Below are 23,409 nucleotides of genomic sequence, written 5' to 3'. Positions count from 1 at the left end.
AGTGCGCTGCAGCCAAACTTAGGAGTTTTCGTTCGTTGAATCTGAACCGCTGGAGCTAAGCGCGATAGAAGTCAGGCTCAAAACCACAAAGGCTTTCGCGGCGAAGGGGAAAAAACCCTTGGCCTCTGGAAAAGCCTCAGAAAAAAAGGATTCTGCTCCATTCGTAAATGAAGCTTGGGCAGGTTTAGCACTCGATAGGGCAGCCAGAAAGAAGACAAGGCCGATAGAGACGGCTAGCCAAGAGCAACGCTTACCGCAACAGGCAATGCCTGTCGTATGTTGTGCAGGTATCATAGAAATACTCCAGTGTGGTGTTTTCCATACTTAGGAGACCTCCCCACTACCGCTCAAGCCCGTCAAAGTTCGTTCGGTAGTGGGGTATTAACTATTCGGTTGTTCACCTGAAGAGACCTACGGCGGCTTCAGATGCGCAAATACAAACGGTGACCGTAGACGGTTAGACATAGTATTCAAAGTCTGACTAATAAAGGACCGAGGTTCTGGTAGTTGAAGACCAAAAGCGTTTCTGATATCGGATACTTTTTGGTCTAGATATAGCTCGAAGTTCAATACTCTCAAGGATTCAAATTTAGGCATTCTTCCAACTAGAAAACCTCGGTTTAGATTCCTTATATCCATCATACTGAACTTATAGGATTTGGGATATAAAAAGAATGAAGTTAATATTAATATTAGTAGGTGAATGTTACGAGTATTTAAATCTAATCCCATCGCAAATCCCACCAGGAAAGCTTCACTTTCTGAAGATCGATCTAATCCAAAGATAATATGAAGATAGTCATGCTCCCTCAGGTAAATCTGGCCTGGAAACGGCAGCGGACTATCGGGATTCTCCAGCAGCCAAACAATCCAGGGTATATCGTATGGCTTGCTCTCGCTATCCTGCAGGCGATAGGCTTCCCGTAATGTAAGATTTGCTAGTTGAGTATCCATCGATACACTCCGAGGCAATCAACACATAGAAATAGAGATAGGGAGTAGACTAGCAAGCTCTTATCTTTATCCAAAAAGCTAGCTAAAACGAGCTGTGATGAACTCATTGCTAATAGCAAAAAACCGTACTTACTAGACGCTATATTTGAAGCAAGTAAAATACCACCTATAACTACAAACAAGCTGCTCGAAAACTTTAGCCTTCTTAACAAAATCTGCAGCCTAGCTTCTTCGCAACGGCGATTAATTTCGTGCTCCAGTACAGAAGCGACTCGATAGCCTGACTCATGCATCCGATACCTCCCAATTTTCGACGGCAAGCAATGCCTCTTGAACTAATGGATCGCCTTCTGGCTGATGAAGAAAAAAGTCGTAAGATCTAGCCAGCAGGTCAAGGTAGATTTTGCTGGCAAACCCCAGAACGACGATTTTCATGCGTTTCTGGAAGGAACTCTCAATCAGCTTTACCAACGCTTCACACTCTTTTGAAGAAAACCGCCCTGGAAAGCTCTTAAGTATTGCTGTACATGAACCCAGCTCTTCCTTAGACTCTTGCTCTAGCACTTCGATCCGATGCTCATTTGAAACCGCAAGTGTATCGATATATTTCCCCAGCGCATTCAACCAAAGGGTTATATCCGCAACGCTCAACGTTCCGAGTTGCTGCCTTAAACTCCCTGTAAGACCGCTATACATCGATCCCGCATTCCAAAACACCATTGACGTTGGGGAATCACGGACGCTAGAGAAGTCCACACGAATATCTTGCTCATTCGCCAGCTCGATTGATTTTTGCCGGATTTGCTCCGTCCGAGTTTCAAGCCAACAGGCTGCTTGATGGCGAGTGATCAAGTCATCGCCACAGACATGGACTAGCTCCTGATATTGAGTATCAACGTACTCAGTCAAATCGGAGTAAATATCAGAGGCACCCGATGTCGTCAGCCATTGCTGTAACTGAGCAGATCCTGCATTAATCGAATCTAGAAATTCCGATGGTGTCGGTTGCGTTATTTGAGGAGATTCTGCAAGCATAACTAGCCTCCGGTTCTTACTACTTCGACTTCAACGCGCTGGTTGCGGGCATCGGCTGGATCAACACCCGGCAGTGGCGAACTGCTACCGACACGCTTGACAATCAAATCGCCTGAGAACTTTTTGCCTTTAAGATACTGAGCAACAGATTCCACACGACCTTTGCTCAAGACTTCATTGCGCTCGGGGCTTCCAGTTGCGGAGGTATGCCCCGTAATCTGAATTGCGGTATTTCCACCGAATCCCTTAGCCGTCTCCATCACGGTATCTAAGGTCGCTTTGTCTTCTGGATCTAACAGAACACTGGAGAGGTCAAATCGAATATCCTCAGAGATCTTTCCAATATTAGTGACGGGCTGGGCCTTAGGTGGGCTTGGTGGGGCCTGTGGTGGATTCGGGCGTATTCCACTTAGCTGCTGGTCGAGCGCGGTGCTGTTGGCGATCGCAAGATCCAAAAACTTGCCGGTGTACAAACGCTCGGGTTGCTCTGGCAGTTGATTGAGTCGGCCAGAGGCTTTGAGGATGCTGCCGGTGTATCGAATCTTGGGAACGATTTGATTGCCATTGAGCCAGTCGTTCGCTTCACGGGCATTGAAGAAATGAATGCCGTTGAGCAGCGTTAGAGCCTCTGGCCCAGAGACCTTCGCCTCTTTGGCGATCTGTTGCTTGAGTGCGGTCGCATCCAGACGAGAACCATCGATCCGGCCATAATAAGCAGCCAAGACCTGACTCAGCGCCTCAGGTTGGCGTTTAATAAAGTAATTGGAAGCCACCAGCACATCAATAATCGCCTCCGGCACATCAGCACTGCTCAAGACAACCTTATGACCGCTCTTCTCTGCCTGAGAGACGAATGGCTCCCACAATACGGCGATCGCGATGTTCTGGCTCGGGTCTTGCAATAGCTTGTAAGCTTCGGAGGCATCCGCCACGGGGATCAAGTTGAATTGCTCTAGGCGGAAGCTAGGGAATTTATTGGCGAGCAGGAGCGCTAGATATTCGCTAGGGGTATCAGCGGCATATACGATGGAGTACTGCTGGCCCGACTGAGCAGCTAGCTTCACTTCCTCAGCCAAAGCATCCATGTCCTTGAGCAAGGGAAACTTCTTGGTGTTGAGAACGACCGCATCTGCGCCTTGGGTATAGTCCCACATGGCCACAATCTTGCCTTCAGGACGATGACGGAGGACTTGATCAAGAGTGGTCACAATCAGGTCCGCTTCGCCAGTGGAAAGCTTCTGGGCACGAGAGGCTTGATCAAAGTCATCAGCATACTTGACATCAATGCCTTGGGATTGAAGTGAATCTTGAAACTCTGGCGATCTGAGAGTGCTATAGCCCACGAAGGTATCGCCTAACGCGACTAGTTCAGTAGAACCCTGCGCTACTGAGGAGGGGATATTGCGGGCACCCAGAATCAAACCAGACCCAAGCAGTAGAATTCCGAAGAGACCACTGCCGACGACCACCTTTCTGCGGCCCAGCTTCTGCCAAATCAAGGTCAGGCGTTCGTTTGAAAAAACGCTCGAACGAACTCGACCGATTACCCCTGAAGGAGATTCTTGGTCTATTTTCATAGGTACATGCTCGACGAGAGGAGTCTGACACATGAAACAGAGGGTCCGCTCATCGCGGGTAAAGGTTTTGTCAGATCCACACTTAGGACAGACTTTCGGGGCAATTAGTAGTTGGTTAGACATCATTTACCTCGGCTTAGGGTTGCCAGTCGCGCATACGGACTTTCGTGAGGCCCGGTGGGTAGTTCTCGCAGTACTTGCCGCAGGTATCTACTGTCTGAGATAACTGCAACTTGACGGGCGTTTGTTCGACAGAAGGACGTTGAGAGGGTTGATTAACAGCGTTTTCTGCTACGGCTATTGCAACGCCAGTACAAAAGGACAGGGGGAAGGTTAAAAGAAAAAGAGAAGTGAGTTTCGGCATCAGTGCCTCCGATAAATAAGGGTTCGTTGAAGAGCGAACTAAAGAAGGGAATAAGGGGGAGCAAGCGGGGGTCGCCCCCCAAAAACTTCCGACAGCACCGATACCAAGTGAATGATCAGCTATCGGAATATCCAGAAATCCAGCAGCACTGCAGAAGCTGGCAATGATGTGGGTAATATGAAAAGGATCCTTGAAGCGTGGCTTAGCTTTGCTATCCGGGCTTCTTGGGTGTCACCCCATCACTGACCAGACTTTCTGACGGCGAGGACAGTGGTGGGGTTAATTTATTCAGTTGTCGGTCTACAGTCTCCCTATGGCGGCTTGAGTACAGAACAGATAGTTCCAAGCATTGGGGTGCGTTTAGTCAGCAATCGGCAAGTATGTCGTACTGCACTACAGTAAATCATCACATCATAGAAAACTTAAAGATTACAGGGGATAAAGGGATCAGCAACTCTCAGATCAACAAAAGGTATTCATCAAGGCAAAGAACAAATAGACTATAGTGATTCACTACTTGCCTACTAGTAATTGACGAGTGATCTACTTTTACTACAGAATGAATAAATTATCAACAACTGATTCAAAAGTCATCCAATTAGGTGATAAACATATATGAGGACTTGTGGAATGGGTAATGTGGCTACAGATAAACCAAAAATCCAAGGTAATGTTCATGAAGATATCGCTAGGCTGTTCCATGAGTTAGCTGCAAACAGTAAATCAAAATCTGCATTTCTAGAGGAGCACTTGGCCGCGAGCCTTGGAAAAATACACATTGAGTTGACTCAAGAAGAAGTGAGCGAACTCAGTGAAATAGCAGAAAGCAATAGAAGAACGATGGAACAACAGGCGGCTGTAATCATCTCTGACTACTTAAAAAATTTGAAGAAAAAGTAATCGCTCACTCCTAAGCTACTAAAGCCAGAAGCGAAATTCACTGGCTGCCCTCAGAGAAGTGCTACGAGTTTTGAATACTCTTTCGTCTACGAAAATATATCTAGACCTAGACTGATAACGCTACAGCAGAACTAGAAGTAGCGCACACATCACATACATAAGTTCTGGTTAAATGGTACAGGAGTTGCTAAAACAATGGAATCAAATAACGATACTTCTTTATAAAATAATTTGATTTCAAAATATCATTTATTCATTCCGAGCTTACTGCTTACGCCAAAAACCTTTCAGAGTAAAGCTTTCAGTACACAAAGTTTTATATTTAACAACGGATCGGATTAGGATCAATCAAACTGACTTGACTTAGAGGCTGAATCCTTCATTGTATTCAAAGTACCAAAGGTAAACGTTGCCGCTATCTCAGCGTATGGACGCCAGCCCTCAAAGGTTTCAACCCAGTACTCTCCCTCATGCCACTCCGAATCAGAGACAATCTGAAACTGCATTGCAAGATCGAACCATTGCCTAAATACCTCATCATCACTCAACAGGGAGAGGGTCCTACCGAGATGGGGGTCAAGGCAAGAATCGGATACATGATGCCTAGATAGCAGTGAGTCGGAGTGAAGTACCCCCTCCTTTTGTTTTAATACTGGAAAATTCTCTGGACCATCAGAGGTGCGAAACTCCAATGGAAGTTGGATAACTTTTGGCTCAGAACTCTCTCTGGCAGACTGCTGAAGCTTCCTCTGAAACCTTTCTGGGAGCGATAGCCGTAGCTGTTGCCAGTTTTGGATATTGCTGACGCTTGGCTCATTAGATAAATCTCCCCCCGGACCCCCCTCTTTTGGAAGAGTTGTGACTTCCAGCGCCGCTTGATCTGCCCTTTGGCCTTTAAGGGCCAGGGCAGTCGCAGCTAATTGTTGAGTTAGTAGTACAAACCCTACATATATAAGGAGTTGTGTAAGAGTCCCTATCCATAGGAATTTAAGCAGTTGGCTAACGCCTCCATCTCTATTTTTACTCTGAGGTTGTGTAATATCTTGCTGTGGCTGAGGTTGAGGGATTTCTGGGGGGGCTTGTAATTTGAAATGATTTGGATGCCAAAGAGATTTGTTCCGATAGAGCGTCTGCTTGCTGACATGGCCGATTAAGATAATGGCTTCGGCGCGATCGCAAATGCCTTTCGGTAGACCTGAAGATGACTGAAGTTGCTCTACAGCCTGGTTGATGCGGTGTCGAGCAGCGTCTCGTTTAGATTGATGGTAACCAAAGTCGGCAGGGGCGGTTTCTCGACTGTGATAATGGGTCTCTCGTTGGGGAGCAGAACCATTGGGCCAATAAAACTTCATTGCCCAATGAGCCACATCACGGCTGCGCTGACGGAGATCTTTGATGTGGTTGCTGTATTCATTAAAACCTGGCATCTGGGAAGCTGTTTGCTCAATGTACTCTGCGATCTGTTCTGCAGAATCCATCCCTTTGAATACTCGGGCTTCGCAAGCAAGGGCTTTGAACTTGGCGTTCGATTGACCGGGGCCAGTCCAGCCTTGGCCCTTCTCTTGGTCAATATGAGACTGCCAGCTACTGATAGATTTGGGATGGTAATGACGACGCAGTTGGTAAGCTTCTTGGGCATGGATGATGGAGTGCTGCAGCAGGGTAAAGTCCTGCAGGGATGCTGCTTGCTCAAAGGCTTCGAGCCACTGGGCAAGGGTCCAAGGAAGTGGGTTGAGGTCCGAGTCGAGGGGGTAGAAGCCGCTGTTGGGCTGCATAGGTAAACGGATGCCAGCGAAGAGGCTATATCCCTTTCCTTTGGGCACATATTTCTTGGGGTTGGGGTATAGCTCACATTGGCCCCCATACAGCTTGATACCTATCGCTTCAAGGTGGAGCTTGACACAGATTGAGAACCAAAAGCTGCTGACAGGCTGAGGGATTGGTAGGTAGAGATGAAGACCACCACTATAACTACTTTGACAGGTCAGTATCCTGGCAATGCCAACCCCCTCAAGGGCATGTCGAATGCGAGGAAGCCAGTTTTCGTTGGTAATGGGGTGATAGTCAGAACCGTGGTCTATGTCGATGACGAGCCATCTTGTTTGACTTCCGGGGCGAATGCCCACCAAGCTCTCCGCATCTTGGTGCAGTTGCTCCATTTCAATTGGTGTCAGGGGAAACTGATGGATGGTCTCCCACTGGGGGGAGGCTTGGGAGTCAGGTGCACTGGCATAAATCCATTTCCAGCCGTTCGGAAACAGATGGGCCAGATGTTGACCTGTCTCACTCTTCGGAAGGGGATCCTGAGGTCGTTGTCGTTTGGAAGATTGTCGCTGATTGCGACGACGAGGCTCCTGGGGGTAACTTGGCTCTGCTGAGGCCCTCATAGGAAGCCTCCAAGAGGGAAAGATGCGTATCCGCCTATCCCTTGGGAAGGATCGCTTATTTCGATAGATCTGCAGTCAAATCCTCCTAGCTGCCCCAACCATCCTGGGCAATAGGAATCTTGACTACTCCTGAAATCCTGAAATTTCACTAGTAGTATTCCTGTAAAGATTTTTAAACCTCAACAGGGTGTTAGAGAATTTTTGCAGAAAAAAAGGTTGCAAAAACCCCTAAGATGCTTATAGAATCAAAACATCTCATCTCGGGTGACCAAAAACGAAGATCGCCAAATCCAAGCGTTTCGGTCCCCAACCCTATTAAGTTATTCGACAGCAACTCCCCGGCTTCGGCTGGGGGTTTTGCTTTGGATATCAATTAATTCATGTTGTAAGCCTCCGTTCGTGAGTGATTAGAGCCAAAATACCCTAAAACCCTTGATCGATCAAGGATACAGGGATTGAATGTGTGGATTGTTGCCTGAGCTGGGCTTCAAATACCTAACACTTTGCCCTGGCTGGTATTCAAAAACCAAACGGAGCTGCGTCAAACAGTTGGAAGGCGTTCGTCGGACAGTTTCTCAAGCGACGTTACAGGGATCATAATACGATAGCCCTAGATTTTCAAAGGATCTCGGTATGATCAAATATTATTCATCAACATAAAAATCATCTCCCAGTTCATTCCTGAGCAGAAACATGGGTGATACGTCCAGGATGGTTGAGATTGCATCTAGCTCATAGTCTTTGAGGCCACGCTCTTGGCGTTCTATCTCGGAGATGTCAGATTGGCTGAGGTAAATTCCATAATCTACTTCGAGAGCAGCAGAGAGTTCAGCTTGTGTCATCTTGAGCTGCCGTATTGACTTAATTCTAGGGCCGCAAATATTTGAATCCAATCATAGACCTCCACAGCATATGCACCTGGAGATCTACTCCTTCTTGCCTTTGGGATGTAGACGATAATCGGCTAATTATGCACTTTTATTGATTAATCTCAGTTGTCGCGGTTGAGATTTAGGCGTTCAACGCTTCTGGACAGATTGCTGAGTAACGCTCCAGGCAGTGATTGCATCGGTGCAGCGTTGTGGATTAGGCTCAGCGCAATAACACTTGCACTGCAATTCATCAAAGAGCAGAAATAATGAAGGGTCAGGTAGATTTAGAACTATGACATTATCATCTGCATCGGTAGAAGCAGTGACACAATTGGATACAACGTTCCGCAAGGTTTCAAGGTGCATATCCTCACCGTATGGGGTATACCACATCAATGCACTTTTAGCTTGTTGTGGCATTCTGGGTAGCCATTCGGTTGGCTCTGAAGGGAACACAAGAAGTAAAGCAATTTCATTTGGTAGCAAGGATTGGAATTTTTGAGACGAATGACTACCACAATAAAGTTTGTGGTGTTTGCCTAGCGACCAGATTTCTCCACTGGCAACCTTTTTAAGCTTATTTAGAACAGGCTCAGGCTCAGGTTCAACTATGGGCTTTTTTTTCTTTCTTTGGCGACCTAAAGGAGTACCAGCAGACTGACCGATTCTCTTAGTTTGAACGGTGTAAGTTGTACCTCCTCTTCTTGCAAAACGAGATTCAGGCGCGGCATCAAGATCCTCTAGACTTGAAGCAGACCCCTCATTAGACATTTCATCTCGCACATTTCGGACAAACGTGTGGCTCACATTACTACGAGAAGCAATCTCGTTGTTGCTCCACTTGTGCCACTCTGGATCATTTAGCAATGTCTCTACTGCGCGTCGCTTATCAGCATTTGATCGTCTAAGGCCATGCGTCGCATTAGCTCCAACACAATAGAGAACTGCATCCCTCCTGGTACCGGACCTAACCTCAGCGGCAATGGTTTCCTTACAAGCCTCTATATGTGCCTGAACACGATGAAAGCCATCTGCTAGCCAATAGCTTTCACCGTCATAGAACAGGGTAATAGGTGGAAATTCGTCTCCATCTGATATGCTTTCGGCATATGAATGTACAGTTCCTTCATCTAGACGCGCGCGGGGCTGTGTTCCCCCATCCCTACGGATTTTCTGAATTTCTACATCTTCTACTGTCTTATGACGACTGGGGCTGCTTTGCTTTTTCAGAGATTTGTTGATTGCCATGAGACCTTAAACGTATGACCACTATCGGATAATACGCTATTTCCCAAAGTGACAAACGCACTCAACACAATGGCTTCAGAGGCTTAAGTCAAGACTCCGCAGAAACGCTATCTAGAAACGTTTCTAGATAGCGTTTCTAGATAGCTTAATCACCTGATGTAAAGCTGAACCGATTTGCTCCCCACGAGATCGAAAATTGGTGACGCATTGCTTCCTACGAAGCAATGCGTCACCTCTCTAAATAACAATGAGTGGAAGGCTATCTGTCTAGTTGCCCGATATTTGAGACATCTATTGGATATTCACGTCCATTACGGAAAGCAATTCTGTTCACAGACTGCCGAGTTTGTATAAGTGGATTAATCTCATTTGATTCTTGAAGCTTCAATCTCAGCTTCCGCACATACGTGTGACTAACCCCGCATCTTCTTGCAATCTCATGATTACTCCACTGGCTCCACTCAGAGTCACTGAGAAGAGTCTCAACACCGTTGCGCTTATCAGCATTTGCTCGCTTAAAGCCGTTGTCAATATTAGCAGCTATGGCATATAGAATCGCATCACGCTTACTACCATACGCAACTCTGCAAGAAATCTTAGTGTGATTCACCAATTTCGCTGCTTGGTATCGATGAAAACCATCTACAAGCCAGTATCGAAACCCATCACAAAAAACAAGCACAGGTGCCATTTCTCCCTCATTTATCTTTGCAGCATAAGTACTGACAGTCTGCCGACAAATTTCTGAGCGACTCTGCACCTGCTCAGATACCTGGATATCAGACAGCTTTAAATCTTTATCTTTCCAGATACATAAGGGAAGGCTATTCATTTCCATAGCTTTGAGGTGAAATTTGGTTAATTTTTCAGTCACCGACAAAACCAACACCCAAGCAATGTTAGTTTGTATGTTTTATAGCATGAGCATGTGATCATCACAAATATTGGGGACCAAGGCTATGCTTTTCGCCGATAGTGCCATACTCTAAATGTATGTTTTAAGGTTAGAATTCAGTTTTACGGATGTTGTGACGTTTATCCTGTTGCAGGACTGGAGGGTTGATGAATCTGGAGCAAGCCCTTACTTCCATAAACAAAATCTCTCAAGCAAGGCGCGGTAAGGAGCTGACACCTGGAGAGAGAATTGCTGTGTTGGCTGCCTGGGAAAAAATAGGGTACGAGGAAGCGATAAAGCTTTATAGAGAAAACTTCAGCCCAAACTACATCAGCTGCAGAGCTGGGCCAGGGGTCTGGAAGCTTCTATCAAAAGAGTTTGGATGTCGTGTTACAAAAACGCATCTGAAAACTGTCTTAGAAAATATGCTTCAGGATACTTCCCTTACAGAACAGATTCAAGCGAATTCAGCAAATCCTGACTCTGTTCCTATACTTTTCGGTGTTCCTCCTGATACTGGAAACTTCGTTGGTTATCGCAGCCAAGTTCAGCACTGTATTAGACTTCTTCGGGATCACAGAAATATTTTTATTGATGGCCCTCAGGGCATTGGGAAAACAGCTCTGGCTGCTCGTATTGTTGAACGAGTTATGTCAAAGACAAACGAATCAATTGAGATCTGCATTTGGAAATCGATTCGCTACGGCCCTTTACTTGATGAACTCCTTGCAGACCTAGCTGATATGCTAGGCATACCTTTTGGAACAGGTAGCAGCGTCAACAAATTGCAAAACTTACTCATTCGTTTTTTCAGAAAGCATCGCTGTTTATTGGTTCTTGATGGTGCTGAGATTCTGCAACAGGATCAACAACAATCGGCTTGGGACTATTACAGTGAGCCTTATACAGACTATGGCCCTTTCTTCAGACGACTTGTCAACGATCAGGGTAATAGTTCTTTAATTGTTACCAGTCGTACCCGATTCCTTGACTGGTCAGACCTTCATGAATCAGGAAATGCTGCTGAGATTATTCGTTTAGAAGGTTTAGCTCAAGATGATGCTGAAACTATTTTTGAAGAGCAGAGCTTGAAAGACAGACATTGTTGGCCCGCACTTATTAATAAATATCATGGCAACCCTTTGATGTTAAAGGTCATAGCGAAAAGGGTTAGAACAATCTACGGAGGGAGTACAGCAGATTTTCTAAGAGTTCAATCGACGATAATTGCTGATCCGCTCTTGCTAACTTTAAATCATGAGTTTTCGCCATCCAGCTCAATGTCAGAATTTGAGTGCTTTGCGATGAAGATACTGGCAGATTTGATGAAAGAGCACGATTCAGTGAGCTACGAAGAAATCTTACAGAACATTGAAAGTCACAGCCTGTTCCGCTCTACAGATGGCTTGCTTCGTACAGTTAGTTCTCTAGTCAACCGTTCTCTTATCGAGGAGACCAAGGTAGAGAGGAAAAGCAAGTTTAGACTCAGCTCAGTCATTAGAAAGTACATTGAACAAGACCCTCAAGGCTTTGTTGGGCAAAAGGTTCAATCAGTTGCATGACGAATCCAGCTACCTGCTTCTGTGTCAATCCATCCTGTGAACGTCGAGAAAACTTTTTTGAAGCAGAGCATTGTCAATCATGTGGTTCCCCACTGAAGATAAACAGTCGATACAAACTTATTGCCTCTCTTACTGAATTGTCAGTGCCGAGACCTACTGAAGTTTTTGAAGCTCAATGTGATAGTGGAGAAATTAAGGTCGTTAAAACTCTATTTCGGGATGATGAGCCATATTTCAGTATGTTCGAGCGCGAAGTCTCAGCACTTCGATCCTTCTCTCATCCAGCAATCCCTAAGCTCTTGGTTAGTGATCAGTTCATAGTGAATTTGCCCGGTAAATACAAGGTCTATGGATTTGCGATGGAGAAAATACCGGGCGAAACATTGCAGAAGCAGCTCGATAGCAAACGACCTATCCCATCAGCTTTAGGACTCGACTATCTCAAGCAACTATCCACAGTTCTTCATTACATTCACCAACACAAACTGTTTCACAGAGATATAAAACCGTCAAATATTATCTTGAAGGAAGATGGACAGCTTGCCTTGATTGATTTTGGTGGCGTACGATCATCTATAAGCCATACCTATCTTGCTAAAGTTGCATCAGGCGATGTAACTAGGCTATCCAGCAGTGGATATACACCTCCAGAACAAGAAAGCGGAAGTGCTATTCCGCAGTCGGATATCTTTGCCCTTGGACGAACAGTGATTTACTTATTAACGGGTCGGGAACCGTTTGAGTTGCCGATTGATGAAAAGACAGGCCAATTACTCTGGAGAGAACACGCCAAAAAGCTCGATCCGAGGCTAGCAAACCTGCTGGATCGAATGACGGCTCTGGCACCTGGAGATCGCCCTACCAATACAAATGAGGTACTGGAATCTACTGAAAGACTGCTTCATAGACCCAACATTGAACCAAAGTTGAAGATCAAGATCTGGATGATTCCTGTTGCCCTTGCGATCGCTATGGCCTCATTCGGCTTATATCGAGCTGGCCGTCGTGTCGTCGCTGCTTGGCATTCCGCAAATGCACAGATACTTGAAGAAAGAGGGGAATTGACAAAAGCTCGTGATGCATTGGAAAACAGCATTAAGCTTGTGCATGCCCCTGACACCATAGAAGAGCTTGCAGAGGTTTGTACCGAATTAAAGGATTATGACTGCAGCATTAAGGCATATCGAGAATCCATTCGTCTTGATCCCACATGGGAACGTTGGTTTGAACTTGGAGTATTCTATGATCTGCGAGAGGAAAGAAAAGACGCTGCTTTAGCTTATGCAAGTGCGATCGCACTTGCACCCAATGAATCAACGGAGGCTTACAACAATTTATCTCGTATAGAAATACTGGAGGGGAAGGCCAAAAAAGCCACAGAGCTTACACGCATAGCACTGACGCATTCAAATTCGTCTGAAACAGAATCAAACTTACAGAAGAACCTAGGATGGGCGCTACTACAGCAGGGGAGCTTGGATTTGTCAGAAAAGGCATTGAGTAAATCTATCGCACTAAATTCTAACAACACTGCTGCTCACTGTCTGTTGACGCAGATTCTAAATACGAAAGGGAAAGACAGTAGCGATAACGGATCTCAATGTCTAACCTTGAACTATGATCAGCCCGAAGTAAAGAAATGGAGAGAGGATTACCTCAGGTCGATTAGGTGACTAGATTGAACATTCATTATTCAGTACATATCTTTCTTTTTCAAAATTAGTTAATATATTCTTTGATGAAATATATAAAATATGATGGCGACAGGCATTTTACCTCTCCCTCCTGGTGACGATGGACTTCCTATTATTGGTGACACGCTCAGACTGTTATTTGATCCTAATCTTATTGCAAATAAGATAAAAAAATATGGACCTATATTCAGGATCAAGTATATAGGTTATGATGCGCCACAAGTAATAATGATTGGAGAAGAAGCGAACAAGTTTATACTATCTAATGAGAACAAGTACTTTGAGAGCTATTTACCTAGTAGTATAAGAAGGCTTTTTGGTGAAGATGTGGTTGCTATTCAGTCGGGAAATATTCATCAAAGCCGAAGAAAAATATTGGCAGATGCTTTCAAGCCACGGGCATTGAGAAAATATACTTTTGGCATAACTAAAATCACTAATAAATATCTCAAAGAATGGGAAAACAAAAAGAGTTTTAGGTTATATGATCAGCTTGACAGCTATACATTTGACGTTGCTTCAAAGCTACTTATTGGTATCGATAGCGCATCCAGTACTGACTTAAAGAAAAGATTCTCTGTCTGGGAAAAAGGCGTTTTTTCTCTTCCAATCATGATCCCTGGAAGCAGCTATTATAAGGGATTGAATAGTATGAAGGAATCACTTGCATTAATAGAAAAAATAATAAAATCTAGGATGGATAATGGGCCATCGAATATGAACGACATTTTAGATATCTTACTGTCGAGCATAGACGAATCTGGAAACCCCCTGAAGATTGATGAAGTGAAGCATCAGATCTTAACGATTCTCTTGGCTGGTCATGGTACGCTATCCTCTTCTCTATCTTCATTTTGCATGCTACTTGGCCGTGATGAAGCAACAAAGTTGAAATGCAGAGAAGAGATATATCGACTTAAGCTTAATGAAAATATAGACTATGATTCTCTGAAGAGCGCTGTTTATTTAGGACAGGTATTAAAAGAAGTACTTAGAATAAACCCTCCTGTCGGTGGAGCATCTAGAAAAGTGGTTCAGGACTGTGAATTTAGTGGATACCGGCTTCCAAAAGGTTGGTATGTTTCTTATTCAATTACTGCTTCTCATGACAACAAGAAAGTTTACCCAAATAATACCCAGTTCAATCCTAGTCGTTTTTCAAAAAGCTCTGACAAGAAGATAGATCAGAGTTATTCATGGATACCTTACGGAGGAGGTGTAAGGGAATGCTTAGGTAAGGAGTTTGCCAACCTTGAAATGAAAATTTTCGCTATTTGCCTACTAAGTCAATATGATTGGAAGCTAGAGCAGACCGGAAATATTAAGATGGGTTCCATACCATTCCTATACCCTAAAGATGGATTGCCTATTAAATTTTGGAAAACTTGAATATGTCTATGTTAAAGCAATTGAGCTTAGTGGCTTTGATGTACGGCTTTCTTCTCAGTACGGGCAATACCGTAAATGCCCAAATCGTTCCTGACAGAAGTTTGCCTACGAAATCGGTAGTCAATGTGAATGGCAATACTTCAACGATAACTCAAGGTACACGGCAGGACAAGAATGTATTTCACAGCTTTGAAAGCTTCAGCATACCGAATGGTCAAACAGCAAGGTTTCAAACTAGTCCTGAAGTTAATAATATTTTCAGTCGTGTAACTGGTGTAAATATTTCTCAAATAAATGGCTTGCTAGGGTCTTCAGGAAGTGCAAATTTGTATTTTTTAAACTCAAATGGTGTAGTATTTGGGCGCGGAGCATCAATAGATATAGGTGGATCTTTTCTTGCCTCTACTTCAGATAGAATAGATTTTCCAAATGGTTTGTCTTTTAATAGTTTAGGTTCAGTGGAAATTGGAAAACTCAGTGTTCAAAATCCAATTAGCCTATCATTTAGAAATGCAAGTGATATTGAAGTTCGTAGCGATGGTCATGATTTAAGAACTGTACCGATGATTAATGCACCTATAGGTTTGGGTGAGAGCAATACAGGCCTTCGTTCTTCGGATGGACAATCGATATCTCTTTTAGGTGGCAATGTTTTATTTGACGCTGGAGTACTTACAGCTCCTTCTGGAAATATAAACATCGCCAGTGTAAAAGATGGAATTATCGGCCTAAATGGACAAGGATTTGAGGGTTTTGACTTTAGCAACGTTCAGTCTTTCGGTGATGCTTCTTTTAGAAATACCTCCCTTATTGATGCTACAGGCATAGCAGACCAAAGTATATCTATATCTGCAAAAGATATAAACATTTCTGACAACTCCTTAGTTATCAGTGGAAATATTGGAGAGAATAGTACCAGTAGTATTTCTCTAAATGCTCAAAATTCATTTTCAATTAGCAATATTGAAAATCCTCTAAATTTACTGCGTTTTGTCAATGAAGATTTTTATATTTTTGGCGGGGTAGTTTCTGTTGGCTTTTCTACAGGAAGTGGCCCTGATATAAATATAAGTGCAAAGAGTATAGATATTGAGAATGCTGGTGTTATTTCATCTGTTACATTCGGTCCTGGAGAAGGCGGAAGCATTGGGATTGATGTCGAAGATAGTATCGAAGTTTCCACAACAGAAATATTTCCAGATATTCTTGGTAACGGCTTTACACCAAGCGCAATCATCGCTGCTACGGTTGGTGGCTTGGGTGGTGATATTGATATTAGTACCAGTGATCTAAAAGTCTTAGGAGGAGGCAACATTGCAACTCAAGTAGCGAGTGCTTCTAGAGGAGGAGATATTACTATTAATGCAGAGAACGTTGTTGTCTCAGGTGGATTAATTATTGATCCAGAGACGAATACCGTTGTTGGCAGTAGCATAGGTGGATTTTCTGCTGCTAGCGGTAATTTAGGGGATGTAGAATTAAATACTGAAACGCTACAGTTAATTGATGGTGGACGCATCACTTCAGTCCCTGGCTCCGTTGGCAATAGCGGATCTATATTTGTCTTAGCAACCGATTCCATCGAAATTGGAGGAGAGGTTTCTGGCTCTGAAGGAGGAATAAATTCCAGCAGTACAATCAATGCTGCAATTGAACGCTTTAATCCTTTTCTTCAAGATTTCTTTGCTCTGCCTCCAGTACCAGTTGGAGACGCTGGAACCGTATCACTCGAAACAAACTCCTTAAAAGTATTTGATGGAGGTTCCATAGCGGTAACAAATGAAGGCACAGGTGTAGGGGGTGAAATATTTGTACAGGCTTCATCTATTAACTTGGAGCAACAATCATCCATTGCTGCTATAGCCGCTTCTGGAAGAGGAGGTAACATAAATGTCAATGCTGAATTAACTCAGCTTAGTGGTGCAAGTCAGATATCTTCGACTGCTTCAGGTTTTGGAGCTGGTGGTAATATATTCCTGAATTCCGATATTCTCATTATTGAAGACAGTTTTATTTCGGCTGATGCCGAACAAGCCAGTGGTGGAAGCATCATTATTGATTCTGATGTTATCTTCAAAACTCCCTCATCAATCATCTCAGCTTCTTCTCAGCTTGGGGCACCCTTCAACGGTATTGTGTCTATAACCACACCCAACGTTGATCTACTGAGGGCCGCTACAGATGTGGAACTCCCTCCAGATGTTCCGAAGATTGCAGTAGTCTGCAATAGAACGGGTGAAGAAAGTGAGTTGACTATGGCTGGTTCGGCTGGCTTACCAGTCGCCAGTACGGACTATACTGACAGCAGGCTAAAATTCTACGAACAAGGAAAACCAGCCGATAAGCCTTTAATGATCACAGATCCAGTGACGGGTGAGAAGGAAGAATTCAAACGCTTTGTGGGCTGGAAGCTCAACCCAGATGGCAAAACAGTCCGATTGGTGTCAGATCCAAATGAGGCTATTCAGTTCCAAGCTGCTCGTACAGCTTGCCTCAAAAATCCAATAACGTCATGACTAGTGTGCTTCAATGTCAGCAAAATCAACATTTGGGCCGTTATTTGTCTCTGTTTCGGTGGTTTTGTGTGTTCCTCTTTGCTCTGTTGCTCAAGAAGCTCCTCAAATCCCGGATATTAGACCCCCAGAGCAACCACAAGATCGCCAAATTCCAGAATTTGAAGTTGTACCGGATGTCCCTATTCAAGTCGTTCCACCAGAGTTTCCAGAGAACCAGCTTACGATTCCCTTCACGCTCACTATTGATAAGTTTGTTGTCCGAGGAAACTCAGTGATTGCTGAGGAAGAAGTTCAAGCTGTTTTAGAGCCATTTAGAAATAAGCCTCTTTCAAACAACGATCTGCGCGCAGTAGAATCAGCGATCGGCGAACTGTATGCCGAGAACGGATACATTACGACATTTGCCTACTTGAGGTTGTCAGACAATGCAGAACTCAATCTTGAAGGAGCAACAGTCGCCGTCACAATAGCTGAAGGTCGTTTAGAAAAGATAAACGTCAAATCCTCACGTCTATCGACTTATATCAAAAGACGGCTCAAAGCAGATGTAAAGGGCGTTGTGCAGGAGCAACAGCTTCAAAAGTCGTTGAGATTTTTGCTCAACGATCCAAGGATCGACACAATTAGCGTCACATTTTCTGAAGGTAGCGAGTACGGCGCATCAACGCTCAATGTCGATGCGAGGCTGAATAACCCAATCAATGTATCAGTTGGACTTAGCAACAACAGATCGCCTTCTGTCAGTTCATTCGAGAGGCAAGTTCAGTTTCAGCATCTGAATGTTCTTGGTTTGGGAGATGCTCTCTTCTTGGGCTATCGAAACACAAACGGAAGCGATGCTATAGGAGTTGGCTACTCTCTCCCTATTAACCGTCTAGACGGTACGGTAGATGTGTTTTACCAATTTGTCACCAGTTCCATTATTGAAGAGCCTTTCGAGCAGCTTGATATCGAAGGACGGTCTGACTTCGTACAGCTAACTTACCGTCAGCCTATCTTGCGGCGGACAACTGATAACAAAATCGAAGAAGTGGCCCTTGGCGCAAGTCTCAGCCATGAAAACAGCAGCCTCACCTCTCCTGTGATCCCATTCCCGATCTCGGAAGGGTCTGAAGATGACGGACGTACTCGGATCACGGCCATACGTTTCTTTCAGGAATGGTCCAAACGCCAGAACACATCTTCGTTTGGCCTCAGGTCACAATTCAGCTTAGGTGTAGATGTTGCGTCAACTGATAATCAGTCTTCTCCAGATGGACAGTTCTTTAAGTGGGAGGCTGGAGCTAGATGGTCTAGAAAACTCCCTCATAATCTTACGTTTAATGCTAGGGCAAATCTGCAGTTTTCAGATCGTGCTCTACTAGCGTCAGAACAGTTTGCATTTGGTGGCCCAACAACAGTTCGAGGATTTCGGCAAAACTCTGTCTTATCTGATAATGGTTTCCTCGCCTCACTTGAATTAGACATACCAGTCTATTCTGGCAAGGTCGGTAGATTTACTCTCTATCCTTTTTTCGATGTGGGCACAGGTTTTGATAATTCTGAATCTGTAATTCCTACCCCTGGAACCTTAGCATCTGTTGGTATAGGTCTGAGTTATCAACTTAACGATCGTCTAAAAGCGACTGCTGAATGGGGTATTCCTCTCATCAATCGCCCCGAAAATCGCGGTACTCTGCAAGAGGAAGGTATTCACTTATCAATTATATGGAATCCGCTTTAGCTAGACGTATAGGTCGTAACCTTCTTCTTTGTACGCTGCTACTTGTAAGTATTCAGAACGCTGCTCTATCCAAACCAAAAATGGAGGGACATGCTGACCGTCTGGTACAAGAAGGACATCGCTACTTAGACCAGGGTGTTCCCTCAAAAGCCTTTCAAACGTGGGAGAAAGCCAATCTCTTATATAGAAAAATGGGTAATGACGAAGGTGTGATGGGCACCTTAGTAAATCAATCTATTGCCCAGCAGATGCTCGGCAAGAATTTCAATGCCTGCTGGAGTCTTATCATTGCATTGGATATAGAAGCCAGTATCTGTCGAGATCGCCCCGAAGAGATAAACAAAGAAGAATTATTCTTAAAGCTAGACAAGCTGCCTGCCACTCCAGTTGTCGTAGCAGCACTGCAGAATCTCGGTATTGTCAGCCGAAATATGTCAATGCTGGATCAAGGTGAGCAACTGCTTGAGTATGCTATGAGGCGTTCTAGGAAACTAGATTCATCAATTGTTGGCGATCTAAAGCTCAGCTTGGCAAACATCCATCATGCGAACTGGAGCATGATCCAGGATCGCTATCGGTTAACTTCAGAACCGGCGATCAAATCTGGATTATTGAAGCAGAGCTTAGCAGCGGGTGAGCTTACATTTTCAGAACTCCAGTCTCTGTTCGACGGACCAAAAAAGCTATCAGTAAACGCTAAACTCAACTGGCTGCAGTTCTATCAGCAGCTCCAAGGATGGATTGTTGTTGATGGGAAACAAACTGAACTCGTTGCTCTTGAGCAGAAAGTTCAACCCTTTGTGGGAGATGTCGTTACAGAACTTGAGATCGCACAGTTTGACCCTGAATTCTTCACTCCTATTGAAGCGATTTACGGTCGCCTCAAAATAGCTGATAACCTGCTAAGGCTCCACAAATACCAAGCACTCCCTGAAGGGCTGGAGACTGAGCCACTAACTGCTGCCTTCCAGCTAGCAAAAAAAAGCCACGCCGAAGCGAAACAGATTGAGAACAGTCGAGCCGAAGCCCTATCACTAATTTTGATTGGGAAATTCTATGCCTATAGCGGTCAAGATCAGCACGCTCAAGGTGCTTTTCGGCGTGCTCAGAATATCGGAATCTCTACATTTGCCTCGGATGCAGTGTACCAATCAGCTTGGGAGCTAGCTAAACTTCAGCGAAAGCATGGCAATCGAGAGGATGCCTTGAAGTCTTATGAAAATGCAATTGCAGCCCTTGAGGAAGTGCGCGGAAATCTACTAAGCATCAACCACAGCCTACAACAAACGTTTCATGAAGATGTGGAGCCTGTTTACGAAGAATATTTACAGATGCTGGTCACCTCCCCCGAGCCTGACTTCGAGAAAGCACTTAACGTATCTCGAACGCTACAGGTCGTGACCCTAGAAAACTATTTGCAGTGTGGCAAGCTTGCCTTTGAAGCGCTTGAAGCACAACCCAACCTGCCCACTGTTTTCAACTTTCTTAGCCTAGGGGACAAAGTGGGTGTAGTGGTTCGGCATAACGGTACACTTCACAGCTATACAGCCGATAGGCAGATTGTGGAGTTAAACGCAGCACGACTGCAGCGAATCTTGCAAAGCACAAATCTCTCACAAATGGACTCAGAGGCTTTCTTACCCTACGCTAAAGTGCTATATAAAGCACTAATCGAACCCGGTGAGCATCTGATCGGAGCTGACAACCGCTTAATAATTGTTGAAGACGGAGTGATAAATGGTGCTTCAGTAGGACTCCTGCATGACGGGACCAGCTACCTTCTTGAGAAGTACAAGATCTCAAACAGCCTGGGGTCTCAAGCAGTATCTCAATCTGGTAGAGCAACATTAAAGACGTTGGTTGCCGGAGTAGCTGATACCAGCCCCGCCGCAAGGTCTTTAGACCTTCCCTCCTTACCTGAAGTTGGTCAAGAAGAATTAGCTATTTCCGCTGCTTTAGGGGACTCGCGTACCTCAAAGCTAATGGATAAATCTTTTACAGCGGAAAATCTTCAGCAGAAGTTACCGAAATATTCCATTTTGCATATTGCCACCCACGGGAAGTTCTCAAGTAATCCCGCCGAAACCTACCTACTATCTTGGGAAGACCGTCTGCGTGTAGGCGAGTTTGATCGCCTGATTCGCAGCGGTGTTACAGATTCTTCTTCAGGTCTAGATCTGCTCTTTCTAAGTGCTTGTGAAACAGCTAAAGGAGATAGCCGCTCACAGTTAGGTCTGGCAGGTTTGGCAACCCAAGCAGGAGCGAAAAATGCGATCGCATCCCTGTGGCGCGTAGAATCAGAATCGACAAGCGTACTTGCGGGTGAGTTCTATAGGCACGTTGCAAGCGGGGCATCCTATGCTGAAGCGCTTCAGAAGGCACAGCTAATGCTCAAGAATTCCGAACATTATAGCCATCCCTACTTTTGGGCACCGTTTTTACTTTTAGGAAGCTCCTAATTACTCAAGGTGTAGCAAACGCTTCTAGTTTGAGAAGTGCTTTCTCTGCTTTGGATCGCAAAATAGGCTGGTTCTGTTTAGTTGAAATTTCTATAGTCTTTTGGTACTGGGCTTTAGCCAGTTCTCGAAAGCCCTCTTCCCGGTAGCGATCGCCTAAGATTAGATAGATTTCTGAGTTTAGCGTTCCTGAATGAATCCTGTTTAGCAAGACGCCGATCGATTTTTGAATGAGACCCTGACTACGATAGACCTGTTCTAAATCAAGCGCTTGCTCATCTGCACTAACTCCATTTGACTTTAACGTAACTAAAGCTTTGTCAATCTTTTGCCTCTGTGCCTCACCTAAAGAAACAACTGTTTTCGATGCCAAAGTAGAAAACTCAACTCCCTGAGGTTCTACCAAAATCGTGTACACTCCTCCTGGACGCAAAGGAGCTATATCTGAGGGATAACTCAGGGTAGTATCTTCAACAGTTCTGGCCCAAAAAAAGTTAGAGCCTGCTTCCTCGACTTTGACTCGATAAGCAGCAGCACCTGCTACATATTCCCATGTTATAGTTGGTCGATTCTCTATCAGAGCTGAACCATAAGGTTCAATGAGATTGACTGAATCGCCTCCCCCACTCCTAGTTCGCCTTACCGCCTGCCTCTCCTTAACCGGGAGACACCGTTTTTGAATCTTGCCACCGACGATAGGAATCAGTTCCAAAGTCGAATAGCAAAGCATTTGTAAGTTACCTACAAAGTTTGCGGATAATCCATAACAGACTTTTTGTGATTTAGGGCCAACGATTCTCCCAATTGGTTGACAACTCTTCTCAGTTCTCTTTGCAGGAGTAGACTGGGCTGTAGCAGTAGGGATAGGGAGATAAGCGATCAAGCCAACAATGAAAAGAATTCTCAGCATACAAATTTGGTAGGCAGGATAATAGACAAATTCCCTCCTTTAAGATACAGGATTACCTACAAAGAAAAATTAATTTGGTGCCCTTCAATTTTTCCATGACTTTCAAATCGATCGCAACCCACCCTCTCCCATACGATCGCATCCAAGTCCGAGGCATCACCATCGACGGCCCCACCTCTCTCGACCTCGACGATGCGATCTGGTGCGAAGAAACCAACACAGGCGCAACCATCCAAGTCCATATCTCAGATGTATCCGAGCACATCCCTCTTAACTCCCCCCTCGACTACAGCGCGATCGCAACCACCCAGACGCGATACCACCGGCAGGGCAACAGCCCCATGCTGCCGAGGATTTTGAGTGAGTCAACACTGAGCCTACAAGAGGGACAGTCGAGAGCCACACTGACGTTTGAGCTAAAGCTAGCCAATGACGGCTCAGTCAGCAACTGCAAGATTTTCGAGTCCTGCCTGAGTAGCGCCAAACGCTTTGCCTACGCTGAAGCCGACTACGCCATTGCAAGCCCCAAACTCCGCTGGCACAATACGCTAAAGCTCTGCCAGCAGTGGGCCGCCAAGTTAAACCAGCAGCGGATGGCAACAGGGGCTATTGGAGCATCAGCTTTCGGTAAAAACATATACATCAATGAAGAAGGCAAACTCTCCTCCAATCCCAATGCGAAATACCATTCCCACAGAATAATCGAAGAATTTATGATTGCGGCCAATACTGCTGCTGCCCAGTGGCTAGCCGACCGTGATCAGCCAGCCCTCTACCGAAACCACACGGCCAAAGCGATCGCACCCGGCCAGGACGAGATGCTGCAGGCGTTGCTGGTGCTGGGGTCGGCCACCGCGATTCGGCGGCGACTGCAAGGCTGGATGAATAGAGCTGAGTATGGCCCCGCGCTCATTGGACACTTTGCTT

Annotated in this window: 18 protein-coding genes; 8 read left to right on the top strand and 10 right to left on the bottom strand. The window is 44.9% G+C overall.

The window, feature by feature from the left end:
• Nucleotides 1-18: 18 nt before the first annotated feature.
• From C1752_RS25630 to C1752_RS28155, 5 genes are all read right to left on the bottom strand, one after another.
• Nucleotides 19-294 carry a hypothetical protein gene (locus C1752_RS25630; RefSeq protein ID WP_110988894.1) on the bottom strand — a complete coding sequence of 92 codons (276 nt, stop codon included), beginning with the start codon at nt 292-294 and terminating at the stop codon, nt 19-21.
• Between the two features lie 117 nt (nt 295-411).
• Entirely contained in the window at nt 412-954 is a 543-nt protein-coding gene (locus C1752_RS28710; RefSeq protein WP_110988893.1) for a hypothetical protein, read from the bottom strand.
• Nucleotides 955-1,239: 285 nt separating this feature from the next.
• On the bottom strand, nt 1,240-1,989 hold the full coding sequence (locus C1752_RS25615; RefSeq protein ID WP_110988892.1) for a hypothetical protein: 750 nt from the start codon (nt 1,987-1,989) through the stop codon (nt 1,240-1,242).
• 2 nt (nt 1,990-1,991) lie between these two features.
• Complete coding sequence (locus tag C1752_RS25610) at nt 1,992-3,689, bottom strand: OmpA family protein (RefSeq protein ID WP_158535221.1); 1,698 nt, start codon at nt 3,687-3,689, stop codon at nt 1,992-1,994.
• A 13-nt stretch (nt 3,690-3,702) separates the two neighbouring features.
• Entirely contained in the window at nt 3,703-3,930 is a 228-nt protein-coding gene (locus C1752_RS28155) for a hypothetical protein (protein ID WP_146242440.1), read from the bottom strand.
• Between the two features lie 630 nt (nt 3,931-4,560).
• On the opposite strand from C1752_RS28155, the gene C1752_RS25605 reads away from it, so the two are divergent.
• Nucleotides 4,561-4,830 (top strand): hypothetical protein, encoded by a 270-nt coding sequence (locus C1752_RS25605; protein ID WP_110988890.1) that lies wholly within the window; start codon nt 4,561-4,563, stop codon nt 4,828-4,830.
• Between the two features lie 344 nt (nt 4,831-5,174).
• On the opposite strand, the gene C1752_RS25600 is transcribed toward C1752_RS25605, so the two are convergent.
• From C1752_RS25600 to C1752_RS25585, 4 genes are all read right to left on the bottom strand, one after another.
• Nucleotides 5,175-7,217, bottom strand: coding sequence for a hypothetical protein (locus C1752_RS25600; RefSeq protein WP_110988889.1), 2,043 nt, complete (start codon nt 7,215-7,217; stop codon nt 5,175-5,177).
• Between the two features lie 644 nt (nt 7,218-7,861).
• Nucleotides 7,862-8,059, bottom strand: coding sequence for a helix-turn-helix domain-containing protein (locus C1752_RS25595; protein ID WP_233501889.1), 198 nt, complete (start codon nt 8,057-8,059; stop codon nt 7,862-7,864).
• Between the two features lie 177 nt (nt 8,060-8,236).
• Nucleotides 8,237-9,337 (bottom strand): ParB N-terminal domain-containing protein, encoded by a 1,101-nt coding sequence (locus tag C1752_RS25590; protein WP_110988887.1) that lies wholly within the window; start codon nt 9,335-9,337, stop codon nt 8,237-8,239.
• Between the two features lie 259 nt (nt 9,338-9,596).
• A complete protein-coding gene (locus C1752_RS25585; RefSeq protein WP_146242439.1) occupies nt 9,597-10,211 on the bottom strand; it encodes a ParB N-terminal domain-containing protein in 615 nt (204 codons plus the stop codon).
• Between the two features lie 188 nt (nt 10,212-10,399).
• Here C1752_RS25585 and C1752_RS25580 point away from each other — a divergent pair, with 188 nt between their 5' ends.
• The 6 genes from C1752_RS25580 to C1752_RS25555 all read left to right on the top strand — a co-directional run bounded on the left by C1752_RS25580 (nt 10,400) and on the right by C1752_RS25555 (nt 21,575).
• On the top strand, nt 10,400-11,794 hold the full coding sequence (locus C1752_RS25580; protein WP_110988885.1) for a helix-turn-helix domain-containing protein: 1,395 nt from the start codon (nt 10,400-10,402) through the stop codon (nt 11,792-11,794).
• Nucleotides 11,791-13,467, top strand: a complete 1,677-nt coding sequence (locus C1752_RS25575) for a serine/threonine-protein kinase (protein ID WP_110988884.1) — start codon at nt 11,791-11,793, stop codon at nt 13,465-13,467. The genes C1752_RS25580 and C1752_RS25575 overlap by 4 nt, the downstream gene beginning before the upstream one ends.
• An 84-nt stretch (nt 13,468-13,551) precedes the next feature.
• On the top strand, nt 13,552-14,877 hold the full coding sequence (locus C1752_RS25570; protein ID WP_158535220.1) for a cytochrome P450: 1,326 nt from the start codon (nt 13,552-13,554) through the stop codon (nt 14,875-14,877).
• A 2-nt stretch (nt 14,878-14,879) separates the two neighbouring features.
• Entirely contained in the window at nt 14,880-17,393 is a 2,514-nt protein-coding gene (locus C1752_RS25565; protein ID WP_110988882.1) for a two-partner secretion domain-containing protein, read from the top strand.
• Nucleotides 17,394-17,406: 13 nt separating this feature from the next.
• The gene (locus C1752_RS25560) at nt 17,407-19,116 is read left to right on the top strand and encodes a ShlB/FhaC/HecB family hemolysin secretion/activation protein (protein WP_110988881.1); all 1,710 of its coding nucleotides are present in this window, start codon (nt 17,407-17,409) and stop codon (nt 19,114-19,116) included.
• 191 nt (nt 19,117-19,307) lie between these two features.
• Nucleotides 19,308-21,575, top strand: a complete 2,268-nt coding sequence (locus C1752_RS25555) for a CHAT domain-containing protein (protein WP_158535218.1) — start codon at nt 19,308-19,310, stop codon at nt 21,573-21,575.
• 4 nt (nt 21,576-21,579) lie between these two features.
• Here the strand turns inward: C1752_RS25555 and C1752_RS25550 are convergent, their stop codons facing one another.
• Nucleotides 21,580-22,482, bottom strand: a complete 903-nt coding sequence (locus C1752_RS25550) for a hypothetical protein (RefSeq protein WP_146242438.1) — start codon at nt 22,480-22,482, stop codon at nt 21,580-21,582.
• Between the two features lie 95 nt (nt 22,483-22,577).
• Here C1752_RS25550 and C1752_RS25545 point away from each other — a divergent pair.
• A partial coding sequence (locus tag C1752_RS25545) for a ribonuclease catalytic domain-containing protein (RefSeq protein ID WP_146242437.1) occupies nt 22,578-23,409 on the top strand: 832 nt, incomplete at its 3' end.

Origin of the sequence: Acaryochloris thomasi RCC1774 (assembly GCF_003231495.1) — a bacterium.
GTDB lineage: Bacteria > Cyanobacteriota > Cyanobacteriia > Thermosynechococcales > Thermosynechococcaceae > RCC1774.
The sequence above is the reverse complement of the archived record's forward strand: the minus strand, read 5'-3'. Positions and strand labels throughout refer to the sequence as shown.